We start from the raw sequence: 26,581 nt of genomic DNA on the forward strand, positions 1-26,581 counted from the left end.
ATTACCTATCATTGTTCAGTTTTCAAAGATCTGTACCAGTCTACACACTCTTTCTTCGAAGTGTTTCATCAACTGGCGACTTGATTATTCTATCAAGTCCAGCTCATTTCGTCAAGTGCTTTTTTTAACTTCTAAGAAGTTTTTCATACTTATCATTTGAGCTGTGTCCTAATGACTTGTATAAGTATAGCATAAATATAATAAACGTCAATATATAAAATTGTTATCTCAAAAATTTCATCTTGCTTTCATTATTTTTATTGCATCCTATACATAATATCTCATTAGAAGCCATTTTAACTTGTCTAATATTTATTTACCCAATTTTTACCTTAAACAACTATAGTTCTAAAGGAGTATATCTTTTTACCCATATATGATACAAAGCAAGCGCTATCACCATAACCAATGCAGTGAACATATATAAATATTGATAGCCCCACGCACTAGCTAATACTGCAAGTATAACTGATCCAGCGCCAACACTTATATCTAATGCTAAAAAATATGTTGCTGTTGATACACCCGCACGCTCAATAGGAGCTGATTGTATAGCCAGCGCTTGAAATGCAGGTTGTGCTGCACCATAGCCTAACCCCAACAATGGAGCGGTGAATAGAATAGCTAATGGGGTTATAGCTAATCCCAATACAAATAAGCCTAGTATAAATAATCCTAATCCTGTATAGATAATAATTTTTGAACCATATCGAGCATATATTTTTCCTACTATAGGTCGACTAATAATAATCATCAACGCAAAAATAGCAAAGAAAGCACTTCCCCATATTCCTGCCCCCATGCTATTAAGTTCTATAGGTATAAAAACTAAAACACCAGAATAAGTAAAACCAATAAATAAGCCCATTAAAGCCCAAGGTAAACTTTTATTTTCTATAAACTGGGAAATATGCCAACCTTTATATTTTGATTGTTTAGGTAATGCTAACTCCTTTGATAGAGGAATAATATTACTTAAGACCATAGCCAATCCAGTCATAACCGTTAAAAATATGTACAATGCCATACTACCGTATGACGATAAAGCATATAGGCCGATAGCAGGTCCTAATACCATTGCTATATTTGAAAAGATAGCAAACATATTAACTCCCTCACCTTTTCGACTAGGAGGTAATACTAATACTGCTAGAGTAGCCATTACAGTTGTTCCAAGGGCAAACACAACACCATGTAACCCACGTAGTACGAAAACAGCCTCTAAGGATGTAGTAAAATTAAATAATCCCATAATAATGAAAAACAAGGCTGTTGATATTAATAGAACAATACGCTTATTAAAACCATCTATTAATCGTCCTGCAAAAATCCTACATAAAATTGTACCAATTTGGAAATATGTCATCGCTAAACCCGCATCAAGATCACTGCCAGCCAGCTCAGACGTGATTACGATTGGCAATGCCGCTACGAGAACATATTGAGTCATATATAAAATACCACTACTAATACCATAATTAGTAAAAGCAGGGCTCCATAATCTATTTGAATCCATATTTGTATCTCCTTTTGTATCGTGTCACCTAGCCATTTTACGCCTCTATCTTATAGAATTCAAGAACAAGCCTTTTAAAATTTTATATAGTTAAAAATGACTGTTATCTGTAAAATACCTATACCATTTTACATAATAAAAGATAGCAAAACAAAAGAACCTCTCTAAAAATAAATCCAGAGAGGTTCTTATACTTTAATCATTAACACAATAATAATAATTTATAACTTATTATTGATTACGTACGTCATTTTTATTACGGCTCTTCCACATAACCCACAAGGATGTAGCTACACAGATAGAGGAGTACGCACCACTAGCAAAACCGATGATCATGCAAAGGGCAAAGTTCTTTGTAGTGTCCCCACCGAATAGATAAAGGGATACACAAGCGAACATAACGGTAGCCAATGTATAGAAACTACGGTGAATACTTTGTGTAATAGACGCATTCGCCAAATCTGCAAATGTATCAGAACGTTTATGTGTATGCGTATTTTCACGAACACGGTCAAAGATAACTACAGATTCATTCATGGAGTAACCTACAACCGTAAGAATGGCAGCTAAGAAGGATGCATCAATTTCTAGTTGGAAATAAGAGAAAACACCAAGAACCATAATCAAGTCATGGAAAATGGCAACTAACGCAGAAATGGCAACCTTATATTCAAAACGATAAGAAATATATAGCGCTAATGCTGCAAATGCTATAACAAGATTCAATAACGCATGTTCTGTAACTTCAGAACCAATTACAGCTCCTACAGTTTCAATACGTTTAACTGTATTGTTACCAATAGATTTAGTCAAAGAATCAACAACAGCGGCACTTTCACTAGACTCGAGATTACGTGTACGAATCATTACGTCTTCGCCCGCTGTATCACCAGTAGTATCACCGGAAAGCTGAATTTGTGCATTTTCAAGATTATATTCTTTTAGAACGTCACGAACTTGACTAACCTCTACAGGTTGATCAAATACAACTTCAACAATCGTACCACCAGTATAATCAATACCAAAGTTAAACCCTTTAGTAAATATGGAAATTAAGCTGATTATAACAAGTGTGGAGGAAATAGCAAACCACCAACGATGATGTTTAATTACGTCTAATGTCATTTGCGTTTACCTCCTTTCAAAGATTTAGGTGCAAATGCGTCAGCACTTGTGCTCGGAGAAATATTCGCACCAAACCAGAATGGATGGTTTGTAAAGTTACAATCGATTAATAAGCGCAATAGGAAATGACTCACAGTAATCGCAGTGAACATACTCACCACAACACCTACGCCTAAGCTGATAGCGAAGCCTTTTACAGGGCCAGAGCCTAAAATAGTTAAGATACCAGCTGTAATGATAACGGATACGTTTGCATCAGTAATTGTGGCTAACGCACGGCTAAAGCCTGCTTCCATAGCAACACGCATAGATTTGCCAGAAAATACCTCTTCCTTAAAACGTTCAAAGATAAGAATATTTGCATCTACCGCAACACCCATGGATAAGATAATACCAGCAATACCTGGCAATGTCATAGTCGCATTAAAGCCCTTGCCCAACACGAGTAATAAGAGCATAACATATACAAGTAATGCTATATTAGCTACGATGCCAGAAAAACGATACAAGATAACCAAGAAAATCATGATCATTGCAATACCAGCACTGAAGGCTACAACAGATTTATCCTTGGAGTCTTGCCCCAAAGAAGGACCTACTGTACGCACTTCCAATACATTAATTTTAACAGGCAATGCACCGGAACGTAATAAAATAGCTAAGTCTTTAGCTTCTTCTAAACTTTGACTACCAGAAATAGTGGCTTTACCACCTGTAATTGCTTGTTGTACTACAGGATTAGTCAATTCTTTACCATCCAATGTAATGGCAATACGACGACCAATATTTTTAGATGTTAAATCAGCAAACTTCTTAGCCCCTTCATCACTTAATTCAATAGCAACGAGTGGTTGTTTATTTTGACCTAACTCTTCTTTAGCATCTTTTAAGTCATCACCAGTCATAACGGTTTGACCTTGGTCGTTTTTAAATTCCAAGACCGCTGTTTTACCGATACGTTTAATCGCTTCGTCAGGATCTTTTACACCTGGCAATTCAATGATAATACGACGAGCACCTTCACGTTGTACCAATGGTTCAGATAAACCCATTTCATTAATACGACGTTCTAAGATTTGCTTCGCCCGTTCCACTGCATCATTGTCAGCTGTACCAGTCGCAGAGTCCTCTGCTTCCAATACGATATGCGTACCACCTTGCAAGTCTAGGCCTTGTTTCAAAGAGCCTGCTAATGGTTGAATAAAATACGCAAATAATCCAATGATGGCAGCAATGACTACTAAAAACTTGATAATAGCTTTACCGTTCAAAATAGTTGCTCCCTTCTGCTATACACAATGTATAATGCCTTGCTCTGTCACAATTTTACTCATTCGTTGGTCTAATGCTTCCATTGGGATTGGTGTCTCCCATAATTGTATAGTCCAACATACGCCCATAAATGTACTTGGTGAAAGTTCCTTGAGAAATCGATCATAATACCCATTCCCCATTCCCATGCGACCACCTTGACGGTCAAAGCCAGCACCAGGCACTAAAATCAAATCCAAGTCACACGGATCAATAATATCGTATGGCTCAGCGGGAATACGTATATTTAACACACCCCGAGTGATAGATTCTAGAGACTTAAGGCGAACTGCAATCATAGTCGTCTTATCAGTACATACTGGAACGTATACAGATTTACCATGTTCTAAAGCATGGCGAATCACATCGTCTAAATTGGCCTCTTTAGGCATCGCCAAATAGGCCATAATGTTTTTTGCCGATATATACTCAGGACTATTAACGATTTGATTCGTCAACATCGGCGTCCACGACCTACAATCAGCAACGGATAAAGCAGCGCGCTGAGACTTACACGCCTGGCGCACTGCTTCCTTTGTATTCATTATTTTTCTTCCTTGTTTTTCTTAGACAGTACATTAGCAACTGCTGTACGAGCAAATGTTAATTCAACTTTTTCAGATACCTGTACCTTGACTTTTTCATCATCAAGTTCAACAATTTCGCCATAAATACCACCAATAGTAACGATTTTTTGGCCTTTTTTTAAACTACCTAACAAGCTAGCACGCTCTTTTTGTTGTTTCTTTTGTGGACGCCACAATAAAAAGTAAAAAATTACTACCATTAACAAAATAGGCCAGCTAGTTTGCAAGATTTGTTGAATATCTCCCATGTTATCCTCCTAGGTTAATAAATATGTATTTCTTTTCTAGTATAGCCACCTAATATAAATTTGACTAGACTTAATTACTATTTTTTAAAGCTATCCCAAAATTGCATTCTAAATTGCGGGAACCGATCTTCTAAGATAGCTTGTCTCATTTGACGCATAAACTCTAATAAGAAATAGAGATTATGATATGTTACAAGGCGTAATGCCAAAATCTCTTCTGCCTTATATAAGTGACGAATATATGCACGGGAATAATTTTTACATGTATAACATTGGCAACCTTCTTCTAAAGGACCCCAATCATGAGCAAATTGAGCATTTCGAATATTAAGACGACCATTCCAAGTCATGGCCATCCCATTTCGAGCAACACGAGTTGGATATACACAATCAAACATATCAACTCCACGTGTTACACCTTCTACCAGACAATCTGCGGTGCCAACGCCCATCAAATAACGAGCCTTGTTAGTTGGCAATAATGGCGTAGTATATTCTAAGATTTCATTCATTAAATCATGAGGTTCCCCAACGGATAAACCGCCGATGCTATAACCTTCAAAATCCATAGCTACAAGTTCTTCCGCACTTTGCTTGCGCAAGTCTTTGTACATGCCACCTTGAACGATACCAAACATGCCTTGACGGTCATGAGCTTTACGAGCCTCTTGGCAACGATGCGCCCAACGTGTTGTACGCGCCGTAGAGCGTTTCGCATAATCATGATCCGCGGGATACGGAATACATTCATCAAAAGCCATCGCAATATCAGAACCTAATTGTTCTTGTACCTTTGTAGCCACTTCAGGAGATAGAAACTGTTTTGATCCATCAATGTGGGATCTAAATGTAACACCATCCTCAGTAATTTTGCGCATATCGCCTAAACTAAATACTTGGAATCCACCACTATCAGTAAGAATCGCTTGATCCCAATTCATAAATTTATGTAAGCCCCCAGCCTCTTCTACAAGCTCCGGCCCTGGGCGAAGAAATAAATGATAGGTATTACTCAAAATAACTTGAGAACCCATAGCCTTTAGTTCTTCTGGTGTCATAGTTTTAACTGTCGCTTGCGTGCCTACAGGCATAAACATCGGTGTTTGGAAGGTACCATGTGGCGTATGCAATAAACCTGCCCGTGCCCCCGTATGAGGACATGTCTTTTGTAATTCATAAATAATACTCGGCATAGTCCCTCCTAATGTATAAACATAGCATCGCCGAAGCTAAAGAAACGATAACGTTCACGTACAGCTTCTTCGTAGGCCGCCAAACAGTGTTCACGACCAGCTAGTGCACTAATCAACATTAACAATGTAGATTGAGGCAAGTGAAAATTCGTTACCAACGCATCAATCATCTTAAATTTATAGCCAGGATAGATAAAAATTTGAGTCCAACCACTCATACCTTGTAATACACCATCATCATTCGTAGCAGACTCAAGAGTACGCACCGATGTAGTACCTACGGCAATGATACGAGACCCTTTTTGTTTGGCTGCATTGATTCGATCCGCCGTATCTTGAGGTACAACAAAGAACTCACTATGCATTTCGTGGTCTTCAATAGTCTCTGCCGATACAGGTCTAAAAGTGCCAAGTCCAACATGTAAGGTTACAAACTCAAGCTCTACACCTTTAGCTTTAATCTTTTCTAAGAGGTCAGGTGTAAAGTGAAGTCCTGCAGTTGGTGCTGCAGCAGAGCCTTTCTCCTTAGCATATACCGTTTGATAACGGTCTTTATCTTCTAACTTTTCATGAATGTATGGAGGTAATGGCATTTCACCAATTTCTTGAATCACATCATCAAACACACCGTTGCATGTGAACTGAATGATACGGCCTCCAAAATCTGTTTTATCTATAATAACTCCACTTAGGCGGTCATCAAACTCTATAACTTGCCCGATAGGACATTTTTTTCCCGGTTTAACAAGGCATTCCCATCGATTTTCACCACATGGTGTGAGTAGAAGTACCTCCACCTTGCCACCAGAACCTTGACGATGTCCATATAATCTCGCAGGGATAACCTTTGTATTATTAAATACAAGCACATCTCCTTCATGAAGCTCTTCTAGTAAATCATAAAAATGTCCTTTATGTTTAACTTCACCACTTACCTTATCTAAGGTTAAAAGCCGTGCTGTATCACGAGGTTCTACAGGATGCTGAGCAATCAGTTCCTCTGGCAATTCATAATCAAAATCTGTAACTTTCATCGTAATCCTTATTAGTACATTTTCTTCAATGTAATGCCACTATAGTAGTGACGCAAAATAGTTTGGTAATAATTTGTATCTCCAGGATTAGCGCGCTTTGCCATTTCCGCAGCGCCCCATTGAGACATACCAAGGCCATGACCCCAACCGTGGCCTTTAATATAAACAGTATCATTCTTGCCAGTAAAGCTATGATAAGCCTTACCCGTGCCTTTAGCAGGATTGTGATTTACATAGAAATCAAACAGTGTAGATTTTAAACCTAAAATGCTACGCAGCGCATCACCATCTACAGTAGTTTTTCCAGAGGTACCTATGAAAGTAGCACTCTTTATACGACCTGATACACCGCGGTCATATGTTTGTTGTCCAGGCTTACCAAGAGGGGTCAACTGAATGCTCTTCAATTTACCTACCCCTTTACTTGCCGCATTAAGTTTACTTTCAAGAGCTTGACGAGAGGTAGTAACAGTCCAATTCGATGTAGATGTACCAGTACTAAAGTCTTTTACCCCTTTCAAGTATGGCACATCACTGCCCCAAACATTTACACTATCCTCTGTATAGCCACCACCATCGGAATGGAACAAGGCATTAATAGGACGTTGATCATAAAGCATAACTATGCCTTTAGTTTTATTTACAGCATTTGTGGTAGCTTGAGATTCACCACTCACACCACTATATACTTGATGATCCGTGGAATTGCTCACATCATAAAATTTACCTTTATTTTGTTCCATCGTATGAAGAGCATAGGTGCGAGCTGCTACGGCTTGCGCTTCTAATGCAGCAGCCGGCCAAGACGGTACTACCTCTTGTGGAACAACACCATACAGGTAATCCTCAAGAGGCACAGAGTTAATGATCATCATGGTTCCATTATTGGCACGTAATGTGAGCCCACCACGATAACCTTTACCTTCGAACAAAAATGGTGCATCACTATTCGCAGGCTTCAATGTAACTACACTATCAATAGCCTTTCCATTTACAGCAATCTTGCCGCCGCGAACGCCAATAGATGTACCACGATTAGCACTGATTGTGCTAACTTGACCATTACCGCTGTTCAACACAACCATATTAGCTGTAGATGTAACAGTAGCATCAGAGCTACGACTACCTAGTAGAACACGTACATTTGGCATGTTTTCTTTGCGTTCTGTAGCAGGCGTCACTACGGAGCCCACTTTGTTGCGAGTAATAACTGCTGTATTGGCTTGAATGCTATTCGCATCCGTTGTTTTTACTACCTTTTTAGTAGCAGTTTTTTCAGTAGCTCTCTTTTGTACTACAGGCTTTTCATCAGTAACTGCAGGTTTAGCAGTTGGCTTCGAAGTACTAGAAGCCGCAGGTTTTGTAGCCATTGTAGCTTTACCTGTAGTAGCTGATTTCGCAGCTGTTACATTAGTACTAGATTTCGCAGTACTAGTTGATTTTGTTTCACTAACTGGTTTAGCCGGCGTTACCGGCTTTGTAGATGTAGCAGGCTTTGCTACACTAACCGGTTTTGCACTAGGTTTAGCCATCGTAGATGCAACAGTTGACTTAGAAACCGTTTTAGTTATTGTAACCGGCTTTGCAGCTGGTTTAGTAGCAAGTGGACGAAAACTAGATTTCTTCGTCGTATTTACTTTCGATACAGTTGTATTAGATACTGTTGATTTTGGCGTTGGCTTTTTCGTTACCACTGTACCTTTATTTTGCAGCGTCGCTCCATGTGCTATAGAAACACCGCCAATGTTTACACCTAAAAACAAAGTGGCCATTATCATCAATTGTAATCGTTTTGTTTTCATTGTTATTTCCCTGTCTGTGAAATACCTAAATGCTCATAGGCTAATTTAGTAGCTACCCTCCCACGCGGTGTGCGTCCTAAAAATCCTAATTGCATCAAATATGGTTCATACACATCTTCGATGGTATCTCTCTCTTCGCTGATGGCCGCCGCAATGGTATCAATCCCTACAGGACCACCATCATATTTTTCAATAATACATTCCAACACACGTCGATCAATTCGATCAAGTCCCATTTTATCTACATATAAACGTTGTAATGCTTCATCTGCAATTTCTTGAGTGATAACCCCATCACCAATGACTTGTGCAAAGTCGCGTACCCGTTTAAGCAGACGATTTGCGATACGCGGTGTTCCTCGTGAACGACGCGCAATTTCGCTTGCCCCAGTTGGCACAATACCAATATTAAGTATCTCTGCGGCGCGAGACACAATAAACTCTAACTCTGGTTGTTTATAATATTCCAACCGATTAATAATACCAAATCGGTCCCGTAATGGAGCTGCCAAAGCACCCGCTCGAGTCGTGGCGCCTACCAAAGTAAATTTTGGCAAGTCAATGCGCACAGTTCGAGCACTTGGACCCTTACCGATGATAATATCAATAGCATAGTCTTCCATAGCAGAGTACAACACTTCCTCTACACTACGAGACAAGCGATGAATTTCATCGATAAATAATACATCATGGTCGTCCAAATTTGTTAATATTGCAGCTAAGTCACCAGACTTTTCAATAGCCGGACCAGAAGTTATACGAAAATTAACACCCAATTCATTTGCAATAATCCCTGCTAATGTTGTCTTGCCAAGGCCTGGAGGCCCATAGAGTAGCACGTGATCCAATGCTTCCCCACGCTGTTTTGCCGCTTGAATATACACATTTAGATTACCTTTAGCCTCTTCTTGACCTACATACTCATTAAAAAGCTTAGGTCGAAGGCTATATTGCCATATATCCTCTTCGTGCTCGCCATTGCCGACAAGGCGTACTTCCTCATTCATCCTTATCGTCCTTTCCCAAGCTCAATTAAGCTGACTTTTATCAACTCAGATACATCACGCTTACCATCATCTAAAGACTCTACAATATCTGCTACATCCCGTTCCAAGTATCCTAAGGATACGAGGGCTTCAATGGCTTCTCCTACAGCACCGTTTGCAGCAACGCCAACAGGCTGAATAGTCGCAGACGATTCCGTAGAAATATGTGTCATCTTAGCGATTTTATCCTTTAACTCTAAAACAAGTCGCTCCGCAGACTTCTTACCAATGCCAGGTAACTTAGTTAATTGCTGTACCTGTCCATTGATAATCGCTAATTTGAAAGTCTCAGGTGTCATGCCTGACAAGATGCCAAGCCCCACCTTGGGCCCGATACCAGAAACAGAAATGAGGAGTATAAACAACTCATATTCTTCTTCCGTCCAAAAGCCATAAAGTTGCATCGCATCTTCTCGTACATTAAGATACGTGAATAGTGTCGCCTCATGGCCCTCTGTCAGCTGTTGACGCGTAGTGGTCGGCACATATACGCGATACCCTACGCCATGTACATCAACATAGCACGATTCTTTAAAAAGATGTGTTACGATACCTCGCACATACCCTATCATTATACCAACCTCTTTAATCTATCATTGTGAGAACTATGAGCCGTACAGATAGCAACCGCTAATGCATCTGCCGTATCATCAGGCTTAATTTTCTCACGAATCCCCAAAATATTCATCGTCATATAAATGACCTGATTCTTATCAGCTTTACCATAACCTGTGACGGCTTGTTTAATTTGTAATGGTGTATATTCATAAATAGGAATCCGTTGTTGTTCAGCAGCCAATAAAATAACACCACGTGCTTGCCCTACCTTAATGGCTGTTGTTACATTGCGGTTAAAAAATAATTCCTCTACACCGAACTTATCTGGTTTATATTCCTCCAATAAATCACTAAGATCATTAAATAGAATTTCCAATCGTTGTGAATCAGTTAATTCCTTAGGAGTTGTAATAGCCCCATAGGCTACTGGTGTTAGTTTGCTACCCTTCACGTCAATAATGCCGTAGCCGCATATAGCCGTGCCTGGGTCAATTCCTATAATACGCACCCCAACCCCCTTAGTTTAAAAATGAGATAAGCTATCGCCTACCTCCATTACATAATCTATTTTATTATAGCACAATATCATATCGAAGTTCATGAATTTTCCTATGAATTATATATGAGACATATTAATTTTCTTAACTTTTATAAATGCCCGAGTTTTATTTATCAATAGAAAAGGAGCACCCATAGAGTGCCCCTGTTTATTTATTCTTCGTCGTCTGGCAAAATACCGTTGTGATATACGTTTTGTACATCATCAAGATCATCCAATACGTCGAGCATTTTCTGCATTTTTACAGCATCATCACCAGCTAACTCAATCGTTGTATCTGGAACCATTGTAATTTTAGCTACTACAGTTTCGATACCCGCATCAGCAATCGCTGCTTCTACAGCATCAAAATCCTCTGGTGTTGTATAAATTTCAAACACATCATCTTCAGACTTAAGATCTTCTGCTCCAGCTTCGAGAGCGAGCATTGTTACTTCGTCTTCATCATGACCCTCTTTATCAATAACGAATACGCCTTTAGATTTGAACATCCAACCTACACAGCCGCTTTCACCAAGGTTACCACCTTGTTTAGAAAAAGCATGGCGCACGTCTGCAGCAGCACGGTTACGGTTATCTGTCATAACTTCAACGGTAACGGCAACACCTGCAGGACCATAACCTTCGTATACGATTTCTTCGTATGCGTTCATGTCCGTAGCACCGATACCTTTGTCGATAGCACGTTGAATATTATCCTTAGGTATATTATTTTCACGAGCTTTTTGCAAAGCCAATTTCAAACGCATATTACCAGTTGGATCTGCACCACCCATGCGTGCTGCAACGGTAATTTCACGACCGATTTTCGTAGCCAATTTAGCTTTTAATGCATCGGTTTTACCTTTTTTATGTTTAATATTTGCCCATTTAGAATGTCCTGACATAGACGCCTCCTATTTATTCCACCATGCTTCGCCCCGCAGCCGATCTAAGATGATTGATACGGCACTACGCACGGATAAATGATTGTATTCACCATGGCCATATATAGGTTCTAAAATATAGTCAAAGCTTTCCATCGTTTCTTTTGTCATACCATAACCGGTACCAAATAATACTAACACAGGGCACCCCTCATTTTCAAGATGTTCACGCATCCGTGCATAGGAAATCGTATTATCGTAAGTACGAGCATCTGTTGTAGCTACAATAGGTTTTATACCTTCTATGTCTTCAATTGTTCGCACCGCTACCGCAATTGAATTTACCAATTCCACGCCGGTGAAAGCATCCTTGCGATCTGGATTGTAAGTAGAGCCAAATCCAGATTTCCAATGTTCCATGATAGTACGCACCAACTCACGCTGCGCAGGTATATTGTGAATCACAAAATATTTAGACACATCATAGGTAATAGCCGCTCGTGCAATATCATGTATATCATAATTTGTAATAGCCGTCGTAATGACCTCTTTATGCTTGTTCATAATCGGATAATGAACAAGTCCGATATATAAATTAGCCAATACTATATCTCCTAAATTCTAAACTAACCTTCATTAACATACATTGCCATCATATCCATTACGAAGCACTAGACCGTGCGCCAGCACTACCAAATCCAGATTTCTGTCCTATGGAAGACGCCTTTTTACTTCTATTGCGTTCATAAGTTCTATAAAAGCTCCGCCCCATAGCGCTATGTACATTCGACCCTGATGCGGTATATACATAGGGCTCCTCATACGTTTGTAATGGTGCTGCTATGCGATATGTCATAGTTCGTCCATCCATGCGTGCAGTAGGTGGATTAAAACCATGAAATATATAATATCCTGCAGCAATACTTGGTAAGAGCCCTGCTAGCCCCGCATCCCACACCAAATTGCCACTATTATCTCGGTGAAAGGTAACGGATCGATTATCGTCGTATAAGGCTGTTTCTTTACCATCACCATGATTTAATAAAGAATATCGGTTTCCTTGATTATCCTTTAATCGAACCTCCCCTTCATTTGCTTCTGGGTAAACCTTGTCGCACACAGCATAGGAGATATCATTCCAGTAGGAATATACACCTACAAGACCAGCAACGGCAGCGAAAGCACCTGTAAGGTATATGGTTTTCTTACTTGGCTTATACATAGAACACTCCCTTAGTGCACAGCACCGCTAATAACAAGGGCAAGACCTACGAAAATGCCAAATACAAGAATACCAGCCGCTGTATTACCACGCATAATTTCTTCAGACAATTTATATTTACGATGCCAAATATTGATAAACATATAGCCCGTTACAAATAGTATAATACCTAGCACAGCGTATACAACACTGGCTACAATGCCATGTAACAGGGACGTATCAGCCGTAGTCACGGCTGGTGACATAATAACAGCGCGCAAAATTTCACCGATACCGATAAATGATCCCGCTGAAAGCCACGCCACAGCACAATTACCACGCTTAATTTCTTCACTAAATTTACCAGGTACGAAGAAATCGATAACCGTATTCGCAGTTAACATCAGCATAATGCCAAAACAAGCATAAAAAATTGTCAATAATACATCTGGTATATAAATCATAATAAGCCTCCTAATAATATAATTTTGTATTGGATGTGTTGTTAGAGTTGCTGGTAGGATACAATCGTTCGCGTCCCGTATTATCCCCTAGTCGAACCATGGTCGCATAGTTATCGAGCATATGAGAGCTGATTAATGTACGATCAATAATTTTCCAATCCTCTTGTGTTAATTTTGATTGTTCACATACCTTAACCCTAGTTTGTCCATCCGTATTAGTGATGAGATACACCAAGTCCCCAGAATAAAATACAATAACTTCATGTCCCTCTTCTAAGTTATCCCGCTCATTCTTAATATCACCATTCACAGAATCAATCAAGTCTAATGCGGTACTAACAGGATCTAGTGTAGACGTGTATACATAGTCGCTATCCGAATCTGTTTTTGTATAATATGCAGATGTGTCATGCATATGTTCTTTTGCCGTGTAAGGCACTCCAAACATAGCGCGTATACTATGCCAAGACAAATCATTGTCCGACCAAAATAGAAATAGTAAAAATAGTACACCATACCCCACGCCAACAGCAATAGATCCAAACCTCTTTTTCATTGATTTGTTACGCATCTTTTGCTTAATAGCTTGAGCGGCTGCATCATTACAAAGACGAATGTTCACCAAGGGTACTCGTGATCCTTCGGCAAACATTTTTTTACCTTCAAACCACTCTTCTTCAAAAAATACACTAGCACCACCTTCACAAGGTAGCTGATATTCTCTATATCCTGCGCGGTCCCCTACGGAGGCACCACTTTCACCATCCACATCGACAACCTTTTCTAAGCCGATTTGATGTAATGTAAAATCTTTCCCCGGCCGTGTATGAAAGGATGTTCTAGATACGGTACACCATTCATTATCATTGTACTCAATGGTTAACCATATTTTATCGATTCCCTCAACAGCCTCTAGTCCATATTCATGCCAATAATCACCTGGTGATTTTGTCATAGACGGCTGGCCCCTATAGGATTGTTCCTTATCTGCTTTTGGAATAATCTCTATATATTTAATTTTCTCAGTGATTACATAACGGCTGCCATGAACCTCTAAGACATCATAACAATTAAACTCCATACGCACCCTCGCTAAAGTAGACATAAGCACGACTGCTACTAAATACACCTATTATCATTCGTTTGCCCATACTATATGGTCACAAATTTCATAGTATTTCGCTTACTCTATTAATAATGGTACAAAGTATGCTTCTGTACCAGCTATCTCTTCCGGAGAAAAACGGCATCCTACCGCGGAAGCTTGATCACCAAGCATAAAACAGGATAAGGTTAAAAATCCATCTTTCACTCCACAATCCACTGTATGAGTAAAACGTTTCTGCTGTATAAAATCTTGATACATAACCTTTTTACTATCACGACAAATGATATCGTCATAGTTATCAACTAGCTTTTCCATGTAAAGCTCAGATGTATCACCACGCTTTTGAACAACTTGTACATGCTTTCCTTCACGCCCCCAAATCTCCTTTTGAATATAAAGGCCATCATCAAGAGAGGAAAAATCATTTTCAAAATAGGATGGTGCCAAATAACGCTCAATGATATCTCGATCTGGTTTCGTAAAAAATTGATCTGTTAAATACAACGCATACACTAAAGACATAAATGATTTGTTTTGTAAAATAATTGCCTCTGGCGGATTAAAAAGAGCAAATCTATTCTCCTCGTAAAGATCTAAAAACATCTCACCCAAAGGTTCATTATCTGGTGTTTGTTCATCAATTAAAAGTTCCATAGGATGCAATCGATACAATAGAGTCGCATGACTACAATCAGCTAAAGGAATGCCCTCATCATCAATCTTCATATCATAAAAGGATATGAATCGCGTGTCTGCCTCAGGACAGGCTGTTTTTAATTCCTTCATAAGGAATTGTGTTGTACCGTAGTCTTCAAAATAATCATGAAAGCAGGAGAATACAAAGGGATCCTTAGGTAGTCTTTCTCTATTTGCCCGCATAGATTCATATTTGTTTCTACCATACTTAGCAGATAAAACAGCATCATACATGCGCTTTAAAAATGTATGTAATTCTTTTCGGCATTCTATATTAGGATGTTTTCGTCCTACATAGTTAGCTGCAACTTCATTGGCATAATAGCTTTCAATGAGAAAACATGGCGTATCCGCATTAAGTTCTACCATGCGCAAATTGCCATTTACATCGAGAACAAAATCAAAGCGAGATAACCACGTCGGTAACCCTAAGGCATTCGACTTATGTAAATAAGGAATTAAATTGTCTGGCATATCCATGTTTCGTGCAAAATCATCTGGGGCCATTTGAAATACTTTTGCAGCTTTACAAAATATTTGAAATAATCTACGTGAAGCATGACGAATTTCATCGTAAAAGTCGGATGAAAAGGCCTGCATAGACAATGACGGATAACGATCATCATACCCTTCATATTCCACGAAATTAAATATATTTCTATCAAGCTCATCAATATAGGATTTCATTGTTCATCCTTTCATTAAGAGGCACCGCTCGAAGTTCGAGCCCCTACACTACCAAAGCCATACTTTTCACCAATTCTATGTGCCCGACTACTCGTTTTAGTATTGTAACGATTTCTAGTCATCTCATTAATAGTCCTAGCCACTCTTGCACTATTAGATTTGCTAGCGTCTGTATTTGCATCAAAAGATGTAAGTGGCGATGTAGCACGATAGGTCATACTGGGTGCATCCATATATGCCGTTGGAGCTGAAAAGCCATGGAACGCATAGTAACCTACCGCCAAAGTTGGAATCAAACTGGCTAAGCCTGCATCCCATATAATATTGCCTTTCTCATCACGATGAAAGGTAACAGATTTTTCTGCATCATCATAGAGCGCAGTTTCTTTTCCATCACCGTGATTAATCAAGGTATAGCTTTTACCTTCATCATCAACGAGCCGTACTTCACCATTATTTAATTCTGGTTTGACCATATCACATAGAGCATAGCTAACATCGTCCCAATACGAATAAGCGCCTACTAGAGCTGCTATAGATGTAAAGGCTATGGCTATGTAAACAGTATTCTTACTTGGTTCATACATATAAATTCCTTCGTTTGATTTCGTAACTGAAATCAATACTATATCAATCTTTTATTATATTTGATAACGTCTTACGACCCTGCTTATTCTTTAACTCCACCATATACGCATATCGTAACAATATTTCACTGTCATTTCTAATAGTCGCTATACGCCTATCCTCCGAATCTGACAAGTTTTTTAATTGCCCCACTTCAACATACGTAGTGCCATTAACCACACTAATAACAGATACATCTTTAGTCGTATAAATGACAATCCACTGCTCAGGGGACTTAGTATCTTGTTTAATGGTATAAACCTTGCCATACACAGCATCGATAAGATCGATAGCCGTTGCATTTGGATCTTGCTTTGACGTATATACCATCAAACCGTCTTTTGTACCTTGCGGTTCATAATAATAGGAATCTTTAATGCGCTCTTCCATGGTATATGGGAATCCTACTTCATCACGCAATTCATGCCAAGACATATCTCCTATAAACAAATATCCAAAAAAGAATAAAATGATTCCCCAACTCAGACCCAATCGTGTCCATTCTTTTCTGCGAGCTGCATTACGAATCTTTTTACTCGCTGTTTGAGCAGCCTGATCTCGCCGTCGATGTACATCAGACAAACGAATCCTCTCACCTTGAGCTTGGTCCGTCAAACCACCATGCCAGCCCTCAATAAAGAATACATAGGTTTTATCCTTTTTAATTGATCTATATTCTTTATAATCTGCTTCGTCGCCACTTCTAGCCTTCGATTGTCCCTCCACAGCTACGACACGTTCTATACCTTTATCATGTAGTCTATATCCTGCAGGAGGGGTTGAACGTAAAACTGTTTCAGAAAAAGTGCAATATTCTTTTTCACCGTTTACAATGGTAAGCCATTTTTTATCCGTTCCATTAACGGGCATAAGACCATATTCTGTCCAAGACTGAGCTCCTTTGGAAACACCCAGTTCTTTTTTATAATTTTCATCATTAAGGTCATAACGTATTGTTTTATCAACGATAAACTCTTGATAAGAAATGACCTCCCCGACTACATATCGTTTTCCCTGAATCTCTACAACATCATAACACTTAAATTTCATAGCCTAGACTCTTCTGCAACAATTTCTTTTAACAGTTTAACTTCCTCTTTTGTTAATGGTCGTTCTAATAAGTCAGGTCTCAACAAGCGGGTTCGTTTCAGTGCTTCTTTTTGACGCCATGCAGCAATATTTTTATGATGACCACTGCGTAATACATCTGGTACAGTCCAACCTCTAAATTCTGGTGGTTTTGTATATTGTGGGCATTCTAAAAGGGGCTCATAAAAGGAATCCTCTTGGGCCCCACTAGCTGCGCCTAATACACCGGGAATCATGCGAGCCACTGCATCAGTAACTACCATAGCTGGCAACTCACCACCGGTCAATACATAATCACCAATAGAAATCGTTTCATCTACAAGATGTTTCTCTACGCGATAATCTACACCTTCATAATGACCACAAATAAGGACCACTTGATCATAGCTAGCCAATTCACGAGCCTTCTCCTGTGTGAAAGGCTGTCCTGTAGGTCCCATAAAGATAATACGACGTCGTATACTTTCATTAGGATTACCAATAAGACTCATTTCATCACACATCTCATCTGTGGTATAAATATCATTAATATCACTATCATATTGAGCAATAACGGATTCTACGGCTTCAAAAATAGGAGGTGCCATCATAAGCATACCAGCCCCACCACCATATGGTGTATCATCTACTTGGCCATGCTTATTATGGCTAAAATCTCGAGGATTCGTTACACCCACAGATAGACGTTCTGTCTCAATAGCTCGTTTTATGATGGAATGATTAAAAAACGCATCAAAAAAATCTGGAAATAAAGATACAATATCAATACGCATAAACCGTCCCCTGTACTTATTAACTCACATTAACCCATTAGTATTATCTATATATAGCTATATTATATAACTTTTACGCTAATATACCTATATGTAGATAAAACAAAACCGCCCAAAGGATTATATCCATTCAGGCGGATCTACGATCATCAATTTATTTTCCACATCGATGTCTTTAACGACCTCTTCAATGGCTGCAAATAATTGATCTGGTTCCCCATCTTTGGAGACCACATATACATCATTAGCACCAGGTTGTAATACATCAGTAACTGTGCCAAGCACGTTACCCATAGTATCTTGTACCTCAAGACCAATGATATCAAAAATATAGTAACGACCTTCTGGCAATTCCACTAAATCTTCACGACGAACTTGAATTGCTTTCTTACTGAATAGTTCAGCCGTATTGCGATCAGGAATTTCCTTAAAAGATGCTAAAACAAATTGCTTGTGAAATCGTGCGGATGCAACGTGGTATTCTTTACCATCGATGTAACAGGCATCCATATGCATAAACCGTTCTGGAAAATCGGTTTGAGGCATAATACGAAGATCACCCCGCACACCGTGCGGGGCGATGATAACACCTATTGTGATAAAATCGTTATGCTTCATTATTGACGAAACGCAACGATCTTACCGTCTTCTAATAGGATTTCAGCGCCCATCAAGGCATCCAAATTATCCCCGATTTTAACGGTAACTGTTTGCTCTAATGTACCTTGAGGAATTTCAGTTCCTAAAGACAACTCCTTAGCATCCTTCAATTTAGCTGTTACTTCTTCTTTGAAAGCCAAGCGTTTATTTTTTTCTTCGTCGATTTGTTGACGAATAGCAGTAAGACTTGTAGCATCAACTTTAGCTGCATCAGCCAAAATACGTTGGGCTTGAAACTCAATTGCTTCCAAATCTTTATTTACCATATCAAGGCGAGTTTCAAGATCGGATACAATTTTCGCTTTCAAGTCGTCTGTTACTTTTGCTTTTACTGCTACAGGGACACGTAATGTCATTTCTTCCATTGGAATACTCCCTTTTAGACAATATCAACAGATATCTTTTTGTTCTCTTTAATAGCCGCCGCTTTCACCACAGAGCGAATCGCTTTAGCAATTCTACCTTGCTTTCCGATGACTTTACCCATATCCTCTGGGGCTACATGAAGTTCGTAAACTTCCACATTCCCCTTTTGGACCATGGTAACAGAAACGGCATCAGGCTGCTTCACTAATGATTTCGCAATTAATGAAATTAATTCTATCATCACAGTATGCCTCTCTATTAATTACTTTTTAGCGTCTGCAAATTTTTGCATAACGCCTTGTTTTTTGAACAAGGAGCGAACAGTGTCAGTAGGCTGAGCACCTTTAGCTAACCAAGCCAAAGCTTTTTCTTCGTCTACATTAACGATAGCTGGTTGTTTAGTAGCATCATATTGACCAATTGTGTCAACAGGACGACCTTCACGTGGAGCACGTGCGTCAGCAACTACGATACGGTAGAAAGGAGCTTTTTTAGCACCTAAACGAGTCAAACGAATTTTTAACATTGTGAAATTCACCTCCTTATACTGATGTGGATGGACAAGTTCAGCGCCCCTGCCCATGTATTACATAAACGGCAATTTAGGCATTCCAGGGAAACCGCCCTTACCGCCACGTAAACCTTGCATGCGCTTCATCATCTTCCGCGCTTCTTCAAATTGTTTCAACAAGCGATTTACATCTTGAACCTGTGTACCAGAACCTAATGCAATACGCTTGCGGCGAGAACCATTAAGAATACTTGGATTTTCTCGCTCTGCCGCCGTCATGGATGTAATGATAGCCTCAATACGACGCACCTCTTTACTATTCAAATCAAGGTCCTTTAATTGGTCCTTAATTTGCCCCATACCTGGCAACATGCCAATAATATTTTGTAATGGCCCTAACTTTCTCACCTGGTTCATCTGTTTTAAGAAGTCATCCAAAGTGAAATTGTTTTTAGCCATTTTCTTTGCCATTTCACGAGCTTCTTCTTCATCGATGGCACCTTGAACATTTTCAATCAACGTTTTAAAGTCGCCCAAATCTAGGATACGAGAAGCCATGCGATCTGGATAGAATACATCGAAACCATCCATTTTTTCGCTCACACCAGTGAACTTGATTGGCAAGCCTGTTACAGCTTTGATAGATAATGCAGCACCACCGCGCGCATCACCATCAAGTTTAGTAAGGATAACACCATCAACACCTAATTTTTCATTAAATGTTTGCGCTGTTGTTACCGCATCTTGACCGATCATAGAATCTACAACGAGTAGAATTTCATGAGGTCGAACAGCAGCTTTGATATTGGACAACTCATCCATGAGGACTTCATCAATTGCCAAACGACCTGCTGTATCGATAATAACAACATCTTTCAACATATGCGTGCTTTGCTCTACGGCACGACGCGCAATATCTACTGGATTTGCACCAGGTGTTTCATCCGAAAATACTGGAATATCAATTTGCTTACCTACAACTTGCAACTGAGTAATCGCAGCTGGACGATATACGTCGGCAGCGACAAGCATCGGACGTTTACCTTGTTTGCGTAAGTATACAGCTAGTTTACCAGCTGTTGTGGTTTTACCAGCACCTTGCAAACCAACGAGCATAATAATTGTTGGTGGCTTGCTAGAAATCATGATACGACTTTGTGTACCACCTAAGAGAGCCGTTAACTCATCATTTACGATTTTAATAACCGTTTGAGCTGGATTCAAGGAACCGAACACCTCTTCACCGAGGGCCTTTTCCTTAATGGACTTAACAAAGTCCTTCGCTACCATAAAATTAACGTCCGCTTCTAATAGAGCCGTACGTACCTGACGCAACGCAAGATTGACATCATCTTCTGTAATTTTGCCCTTCCCCTTTAAGGATTGAAAGGCTTCTTGCAGTTTTTCTGACAAGCTATCAAATGCCATAATATCCCTCCATTTGCGCCAATACTTGTTGCACCTTAGTTTCGGACAACACCTCTTTAGGCAATGTTGCTTTCAACTGTGAAAGCAAGCCTTCCCGTTGTTCATATTGTGCCACCAAGTGCAATTTTGATTCGTAATCATTTAAAATGTGTCGAGCACGCTGTAAATTATCGTGTACAGCCTGTCGTGATACGCCTAATTCCTCAGCAATCTCGCCAAGGGACATATCATCTTCGTGGTGAAGTTGTAAGGACATGCGTTGCTTGTCCGTCAACAATGGCCCATAGAAATCTAAGAGCAAACTTATGAGCACTCGTTCTTCCATTTCGCCACCTCCATCACTGTCAAGTCATATTACTTTACATATACTACCGTACATAAAGAAATGTGTCAAGTAGAAATACTTAACACACTTAATTTATTGATATAATCACAGATATACAAGCTATCTCATCCCCTTTAACAAAAAACCAATAAACTAATTGACTACCTTAACATAATCATTCTAGACAAATTTAATTCATAATCAATGCTAATTAATTCTAATTTCTACTTTTATATTTATAATAATATGCTATAATATCAATATCTAATATTTTCAATATAAAAGATAGGAGGTATTGTATGAATACCAAACAATATGACATTATCGTCTTAGGTTTCGGCAAAGCTGGTAAAACCTTAGCCGCAAAATTTGGCTCTATGGGCAAATCTGTAGCCATGATTGAAGAAAATCCTCTAATGTACGGTGGTACATGTATTAATATCGCATGTATCCCTACTAAGACGATGATCATTGCCGCATCAAAAGGCTTATCATACGATCAAGTATTAAACCAACGTGAAGTTGTTACATCTCGCTTACGCAATAAAAACTTCGGTATGTTAGATACAAATGAACATGTCGATGTCTATACTGGGCATGGTGCATTTATTAGCAATAAAGAAATCGCCGTTACCGCTGGCGAGGATAAGATTATATTATCTGCTGACACTATCGTTATAAACACTGGTGCTGTAGCGATTAAACCTAATATTTCTGGCATTGATACGGCTATAGGTTTCTATAATAGTACAGAAATTCAACAATTACCTACTCAACCTAGTACATTAGGTGTTATCGGCGCTGGTCCTATCGGTCTTGAATTTGCCAGCCTATATGCAAAACTTGGTGCTAAGGTAACTGTATTCAACATCGAATCTAGCATCTTAAAACGCGAAGAACCTATCGTTCAAGAACTAGCTAACGAGTACTTAACTGAACAAGGCATTACCATTCTTAATAATGTAACATTAGAATCTGTATCCAATGATGGAGACAAACCAGTTATCACCGCTAATAATCAAAACTACACTTTTGATGCTGTTCTATACGCTACAGGTCGCAAAGCCAATACGGCTAATATTGGTTTAGAACATACGGACATCGCTACTAACGAACGCGGTGCTATTGTAGTTAATGATACTTGTGAAAGCTCCGTCCCTGGTGTATACGCAGTCGGTGATGTAAACGGTGGTCCTCAATTCACATATATATCTCTTGATGACTTCCGTATCGTATTTGGCGCACTTACTGGTAACAGCCAGTATACCTTAAAAGATCGTAAAAATATTCCTTATACTACCTTCTTAACACCTCCACTTTCTCGTGTAGGTCTTACAGAAGAAGATGCAATCAACCAAGGATATACGGTTAAAACGAAAGAAATGCTCGTAGCTACCATGCCTAGAGCACATGTAAACGACTATTTAAAAGGCGCCTTTAAAATTGTTGTGGATGCGGATAACGACTTAATCCTGGGCGCTACACTCTATTCCCAAGGCGCAGAAGAATTGATTAACTTAATTAAAATGGCTATGGATAATAACATTCCATATACATATTTCAAAAATCAAATCTTCACACACCCTACAATGGCAGAAAACTTAAACGACCTTTGTAATTTCTAATAATTTAATAGCTAATACAATCACTAATTATAAAATAATAACCTAACCAAAAAGCCTTTAGACGCTAAACTAATTTAGCAACTAAAGGCTTTTGTATTTATCGATATGATAGTTTATTTATCAATGTATCAGATTATTATAGCTTTTTTAGCAGTGCCTAACTAAAACATGCTAAGACATTGTAGCAATTAATTTTTAGTAAACAATCTGCGCACTATCGTTTGTAATTTAGGGGTTAATACAATAGCAACCACAATTCCTGCGGCACTTGTAATCAAAGAGTATTGAATTTTACTAGCCGCCACGACCGCACTTTCAAGAACGAACCACCACGCAAGGAAGTAGCCAAAAGCGGTCCAAACAGCACCAATAATAAGGGCTACTAAAATACGACCAAAGGATGCCGTTGGTTTTGTAATAGAGGGTGGCAAATAGCCTGCAGTCATACCACCTACGATAAGTCCTGCAATGCCTTTAATAAAGAAAGAGAATACGATATACTGCGTATGACCACCAAAGAGATCAAATAGTGCAGATCCAATTGCCGCACCTAAGCCGCCATATAATCCACCAAAGAGGATAGATGTTGTAAAGAGTGCAGCAGATCCTAAATGAACCATAGCGCCACCTGGTATTTCAATGCGAATTGTAGTAGCCACTGCACATAACGCGGCAATAAAGCCAATATAGACAATGTCTCGAGTACTTAATTTCATAATCATGAACCTCTCTTTTAAATCAATCACTATATTCAGTATAACAAATCATAAGCCGTCTAAAAACACCATCATCGTAGGAATTAAATATCCATTTCACGTCTCAATACAAGATATAAATATATACTTAACTATATGTCTGTAGATATAATAAAGCACCTATACCTCTGTATAGGTGCTTTATAGTATTCAATTATATGTATAATCTTAAATTTTAGCTCGTTTCAAACGAAGTGAATTACTTACGACTGTAACAGAGCTAAATGCCATCGCTGTACCAGCAATCATAGGATTTAACGCACCGATAGCGGCCAAAGGAATGCCAATACAGTTAAAGATCAATGCCCAGAATAGGTTTTGTTTAATGTTGGTCATTGTCTTACGGCTGAGGCGTACAGCTTGTACCAGTGTATGCAAATCATTACGTACGAGGACGATATCGGCTGCTTCTACCGCAATATCTGTACCACTACCGATGGCAAAACCAATATCTGCCGTAACAAGCGCCGGAGCATCATTGATACCGTCACCAACCATCCCCACTACAAGACCTTTATCTTGCAATTCTTTTACCTTGCTAGCCTTGTCTTGAGGCAATACTTCAGCTATAACATGAGAGATACCCGCTTGTTTAGCAATATATTGAGCAGTTCGACGATTATCACCAGTAAGCATCCATACATCAATACCTTGAGCATGTAACTCTTTTACAACCTCAATAGTTTCTGGACGTAATTCATCTTCTACAGCCCACAAAGCACTAACAACTCCATCTACAGCTAGAACAGATACAGAAGCACCTTGTTCTTCAAATTGTAAAATATCTTCTTGAACCGCAGTTAAATCATAACCTAGTTCGTTCATCCAACGACTGTGCCCAAGTTGTACGGATACGCCTTGGTAGGCACCTTGTAACCCTTTACCTGGTACATCAGCGAAACTTTCAAGTTCAACAGCTTTACCTTTGTAGCCCTGATCTTCACCGTAGTAAACCATAGCCTTTGCAATCGGATGAGATGTGCCACTTTCAAGAGCCATCATAATAGACATATTCGTACTTTCATCACCATTGTAATTTTTAAAAGCCGTCACATCCAATACACCCTGTGTAAGGGTACCGGTTTTATCCATAACAATGGCATCGAGCTTACCCGCCTTTTCAAGATATTCTGCACTCTTGATGAGCACGCCGTGTTCCGCACCAAGTCCAGACCCAACCATGATAGATGTTGGAGTAGCAAGGCCAAGCGCACAAGGACATGCGATAACAAGTACCGCTGTTGCGTTAATGAGAGCAACGTTAATAGAATCTCCCATAATGAAGTACCATACGAGACCTGTCAAAACAGCAAGTCCAATAACAGTCGGTACGAAATATTGAGCCACGATATCTGCAATGCGTTGAATACTAGCCTTAGAGGTTTGTGCCTCTTCGACAACCTTGATGATTTGAGATAACATCGTATCGGAACCGATACGCTTTGCTTCCATGGTAAAAGCACCACTTAGATTTATAGTAGCACCAATAACTTCAGAGCCAACTTGCTTTTCAACTGGTAAGCTTTCACCGGTCAGCATAGCCTCGTCTACTGTGGAATATCCCTCAGTAATCGTGCCATCAACGGGGATCTTTTCACCTGCACGAACTTGTAAAATATCACCGGCTACCACCTTAGATGTAGGGATATCAATAAATTCTCCATCACGCAACACATGAGCCGTTGCAGGTTGTAAGGCAATCAATTTTTGAAGTGCTTCGGAGGTACGGCCTTTTGCAATCTCTTCTAAGAGTTTACCAAGAAGGATAAAGGTAATGAGCCACGCAGAGGTTTCAAAATATATTCCATGAGGGCCTAATTCAGGGTGAAATTGCCAGTTATAGATACTGAATAGATAAGCTACCGTCGTGCCCATTACTACGAGTACATCCATCGTAAGCGCCCCATTTTTCACTGCACTCCAGGCGCTCTTATAGAACATGAGACCAGGACCGAACTGAGCAATAGTAGCAAGAACAAACTCTACCCATACAGGCAATGCCTGAATACCAAATCGATGTAAGGTCATATTAATCATCATCGGTACTGCCATACAAGCGGCAATAATAAGGCGTGTAATATGAGGTTTTAAGTTAACCTTTTCTATTTCTTGCTTTGTTTCGTCTGCTTCTGCAGCACCAAAGCCGATATTCGTAATGGCATCAATAATCTGTTGTGAGTCTACAGTAGCCCCGTCTTTATATTCAACGCTCCCCTTTCGAGTTAAGAGGTTAACCTTAACAGATTCTACGCCATCAACTTTAGAAACAACGTTTTCAACACGTTTTACACAGGCTGCACAGTGCATACCTGTAATATCAAATTCTTGTTTTTTTACGCTCATATTCACAGGCCTTTCTACTCTGTAGATATATCTTATCTTACAACTTACTATATTATTACAAATTCGTACTATATTTTG

The 26,581-nt window shown here is 39.3% G+C and carries 29 protein-coding genes; 1 reads left to right on the forward strand and 28 read right to left on the reverse strand.

The features are described 5' to 3' along the window. Positions 1–340 precede the first annotated feature (340 nt). The 26 genes from HMPREF1865_RS09025 to ylxM form a co-directional block, all read right to left on the reverse strand. Positions 341–1,516, reverse strand: a complete 1,176-nt coding sequence (locus tag HMPREF1865_RS09025) for an MFS transporter (protein WP_060919885.1) — start codon at positions 1,514–1,516, stop codon at positions 341–343. Between the two features lie 231 nt (positions 1,517–1,747). Next, positions 1,748–2,641, reverse strand: coding sequence for a protein translocase subunit SecF (secF, locus tag HMPREF1865_RS09030; protein ID WP_004695602.1), 894 nt, complete (start codon positions 2,639–2,641; stop codon positions 1,748–1,750). Next, on the reverse strand, positions 2,638–3,912 hold the full coding sequence (gene secD, locus HMPREF1865_RS09035) for a protein translocase subunit SecD (RefSeq protein ID WP_004695600.1): 1,275 nt from the start codon (positions 3,910–3,912) through the stop codon (positions 2,638–2,640). Before secD ends, secF begins: the two co-directional genes overlap by 4 nt. Before the next feature lie 18 nt (positions 3,913–3,930). Continuing rightward, positions 3,931–4,497: a 5-formyltetrahydrofolate cyclo-ligase gene (locus HMPREF1865_RS09040; RefSeq protein ID WP_004695599.1), complete on the reverse strand. Its 567-nt coding sequence runs from the start codon at positions 4,495–4,497 to the stop codon at positions 3,931–3,933. Further along, positions 4,497–4,787 (reverse strand): preprotein translocase subunit YajC, encoded by a 291-nt coding sequence (gene yajC, locus HMPREF1865_RS09045; protein ID WP_004695596.1) that lies wholly within the window; start codon positions 4,785–4,787, stop codon positions 4,497–4,499. Before yajC ends, HMPREF1865_RS09040 begins: the two co-directional genes overlap by 1 nt. Positions 4,788–4,864: 77 nt before the next feature. After that, positions 4,865–5,980 carry a tRNA guanosine(34) transglycosylase Tgt gene (gene tgt, locus HMPREF1865_RS09050; protein ID WP_060919886.1) on the reverse strand — a complete coding sequence of 372 codons (1,116 nt, stop codon included), beginning with the start codon at positions 5,978–5,980 and terminating at the stop codon, positions 4,865–4,867. Between the two features lie 8 nt (positions 5,981–5,988). Further along, positions 5,989–7,014, reverse strand: coding sequence for a tRNA preQ1(34) S-adenosylmethionine ribosyltransferase-isomerase QueA (gene queA, locus HMPREF1865_RS09055; protein ID WP_060919887.1), 1,026 nt, complete (start codon positions 7,012–7,014; stop codon positions 5,989–5,991). 11 nt (positions 7,015–7,025) lie between these two features. Beyond that, positions 7,026–8,816, reverse strand: a complete 1,791-nt coding sequence (locus HMPREF1865_RS09060; protein WP_060919888.1) for a SpoIID/LytB domain-containing protein — start codon at positions 8,814–8,816, stop codon at positions 7,026–7,028. 2 nt (positions 8,817–8,818) lie between these two features. Then, positions 8,819–9,823, reverse strand: a complete 1,005-nt coding sequence (gene ruvB, locus HMPREF1865_RS09065) for a Holliday junction branch migration DNA helicase RuvB (RefSeq protein ID WP_004695590.1) — start codon at positions 9,821–9,823, stop codon at positions 8,819–8,821. 2 nt (positions 9,824–9,825) lie between these two features. Next, positions 9,826–10,434 (reverse strand): Holliday junction branch migration protein RuvA, encoded by a 609-nt coding sequence (ruvA, locus tag HMPREF1865_RS09070; protein WP_060919889.1) that lies wholly within the window; start codon positions 10,432–10,434, stop codon positions 9,826–9,828. Then, positions 10,434–10,928, reverse strand: coding sequence for a crossover junction endodeoxyribonuclease RuvC (ruvC, locus tag HMPREF1865_RS09075; protein ID WP_060919890.1), 495 nt, complete (start codon positions 10,926–10,928; stop codon positions 10,434–10,436). The genes ruvA and ruvC overlap by 1 nt, the downstream gene beginning before the upstream one ends. 203 nt (positions 10,929–11,131) lie before the next feature. Next, the gene (locus tag HMPREF1865_RS09080) at positions 11,132–11,866 is read right to left on the reverse strand and encodes a YebC/PmpR family DNA-binding transcriptional regulator (protein ID WP_060919891.1); all 735 of its coding nucleotides are present in this window, start codon (positions 11,864–11,866) and stop codon (positions 11,132–11,134) included. Between the two features lie 9 nt (positions 11,867–11,875). Continuing rightward, complete coding sequence (locus HMPREF1865_RS09085; protein ID WP_008603401.1) at positions 11,876–12,448, reverse strand: RNA methyltransferase; 573 nt, start codon at positions 12,446–12,448, stop codon at positions 11,876–11,878. A gap of 58 nt (positions 12,449–12,506) precedes the next feature. Then, positions 12,507–13,067, reverse strand: a complete 561-nt coding sequence (locus HMPREF1865_RS09090) for a hypothetical protein (RefSeq protein ID WP_008603403.1) — start codon at positions 13,065–13,067, stop codon at positions 12,507–12,509. 11 nt (positions 13,068–13,078) lie between these two features. Then, positions 13,079–13,510 carry a DUF350 domain-containing protein gene (locus tag HMPREF1865_RS09095; RefSeq protein ID WP_004698434.1) on the reverse strand — a complete coding sequence of 144 codons (432 nt, stop codon included), beginning with the start codon at positions 13,508–13,510 and terminating at the stop codon, positions 13,079–13,081. A 10-nt stretch (positions 13,511–13,520) separates the two neighbouring features. Then, a complete protein-coding gene (locus HMPREF1865_RS09100; RefSeq protein WP_039965490.1) occupies positions 13,521–14,591 on the reverse strand; it encodes a hypothetical protein in 1,071 nt (356 codons plus the stop codon). Positions 14,592–14,693: 102 nt separating this feature from the next. Then, entirely contained in the window at positions 14,694–16,001 is a 1,308-nt protein-coding gene (locus HMPREF1865_RS09105; RefSeq protein ID WP_060919892.1) for a glutathionylspermidine synthase family protein, read from the reverse strand. A 14-nt stretch (positions 16,002–16,015) separates the two neighbouring features. Continuing rightward, complete coding sequence (locus HMPREF1865_RS09110) at positions 16,016–16,588, reverse strand: hypothetical protein (RefSeq protein ID WP_004698457.1); 573 nt, start codon at positions 16,586–16,588, stop codon at positions 16,016–16,018. A 43-nt stretch (positions 16,589–16,631) separates the two neighbouring features. Beyond that, a complete protein-coding gene (locus HMPREF1865_RS09115; protein ID WP_060919893.1) occupies positions 16,632–17,678 on the reverse strand; it encodes a DUF4178 domain-containing protein in 1,047 nt (348 codons plus the stop codon). Beyond that, positions 17,675–18,490 carry a tRNA (guanosine(37)-N1)-methyltransferase TrmD gene (gene trmD, locus HMPREF1865_RS09120; protein WP_060919894.1) on the reverse strand — a complete coding sequence of 272 codons (816 nt, stop codon included), beginning with the start codon at positions 18,488–18,490 and terminating at the stop codon, positions 17,675–17,677. The genes HMPREF1865_RS09115 and trmD overlap by 4 nt, the downstream gene beginning before the upstream one ends. Positions 18,491–18,610: 120 nt before the next feature. Further along, on the reverse strand, positions 18,611–19,108 hold the full coding sequence (gene rimM, locus HMPREF1865_RS09125) for a ribosome maturation factor RimM (RefSeq protein ID WP_004698509.1): 498 nt from the start codon (positions 19,106–19,108) through the stop codon (positions 18,611–18,613). Then, entirely contained in the window at positions 19,108–19,515 is a 408-nt protein-coding gene (locus HMPREF1865_RS09130; protein WP_004695569.1) for a YlqD family protein, read from the reverse strand. The genes rimM and HMPREF1865_RS09130 overlap by 1 nt, the downstream gene beginning before the upstream one ends. A 14-nt stretch (positions 19,516–19,529) precedes the next feature. Next, entirely contained in the window at positions 19,530–19,757 is a 228-nt protein-coding gene (locus HMPREF1865_RS09135) for a KH domain-containing protein (protein WP_004695567.1), read from the reverse strand. Between the two features lie 21 nt (positions 19,758–19,778). After that, a complete protein-coding gene (gene rpsP / locus HMPREF1865_RS09140) occupies positions 19,779–20,042 on the reverse strand; it encodes a 30S ribosomal protein S16 (protein ID WP_004695565.1) in 264 nt (87 codons plus the stop codon). A 60-nt stretch (positions 20,043–20,102) separates the two neighbouring features. Beyond that, positions 20,103–21,455, reverse strand: a complete 1,353-nt coding sequence (gene ffh, locus HMPREF1865_RS09145) for a signal recognition particle protein (protein WP_012864101.1) — start codon at positions 21,453–21,455, stop codon at positions 20,103–20,105. Continuing rightward, positions 21,445–21,780: a YlxM family DNA-binding protein gene (gene ylxM / locus HMPREF1865_RS09150; protein WP_004698456.1), complete on the reverse strand. Its 336-nt coding sequence runs from the start codon at positions 21,778–21,780 to the stop codon at positions 21,445–21,447. The genes ffh and ylxM overlap by 11 nt, the downstream gene beginning before the upstream one ends. Before the next feature lie 299 nt (positions 21,781–22,079). On the opposite strand from ylxM, the gene HMPREF1865_RS09155 reads away from it, so the two are divergent. Next, positions 22,080–23,405 (forward strand): FAD-containing oxidoreductase, encoded by a 1,326-nt coding sequence (locus HMPREF1865_RS09155; protein WP_060919895.1) that lies wholly within the window; start codon positions 22,080–22,082, stop codon positions 23,403–23,405. A 188-nt stretch (positions 23,406–23,593) separates the two neighbouring features. Here the strand turns inward: HMPREF1865_RS09155 and HMPREF1865_RS09160 are convergent, their stop codons facing one another. Then, complete coding sequence (locus HMPREF1865_RS09160; protein ID WP_008603416.1) at positions 23,594–24,121, reverse strand: ECF transporter S component; 528 nt, start codon at positions 24,119–24,121, stop codon at positions 23,594–23,596. A 207-nt stretch (positions 24,122–24,328) separates the two neighbouring features. After that, positions 24,329–26,503 (reverse strand): heavy metal translocating P-type ATPase, encoded by a 2,175-nt coding sequence (locus tag HMPREF1865_RS09165; RefSeq protein WP_060919896.1) that lies wholly within the window; start codon positions 26,501–26,503, stop codon positions 24,329–24,331. Positions 26,504–26,581: the final 78 nt, after the last annotated feature.

This window comes from Veillonella parvula (genome assembly GCF_001553335.1).
Classification (GTDB): domain Bacteria; phylum Bacillota; class Negativicutes; order Veillonellales; family Veillonellaceae; genus Veillonella; species Veillonella parvula_S.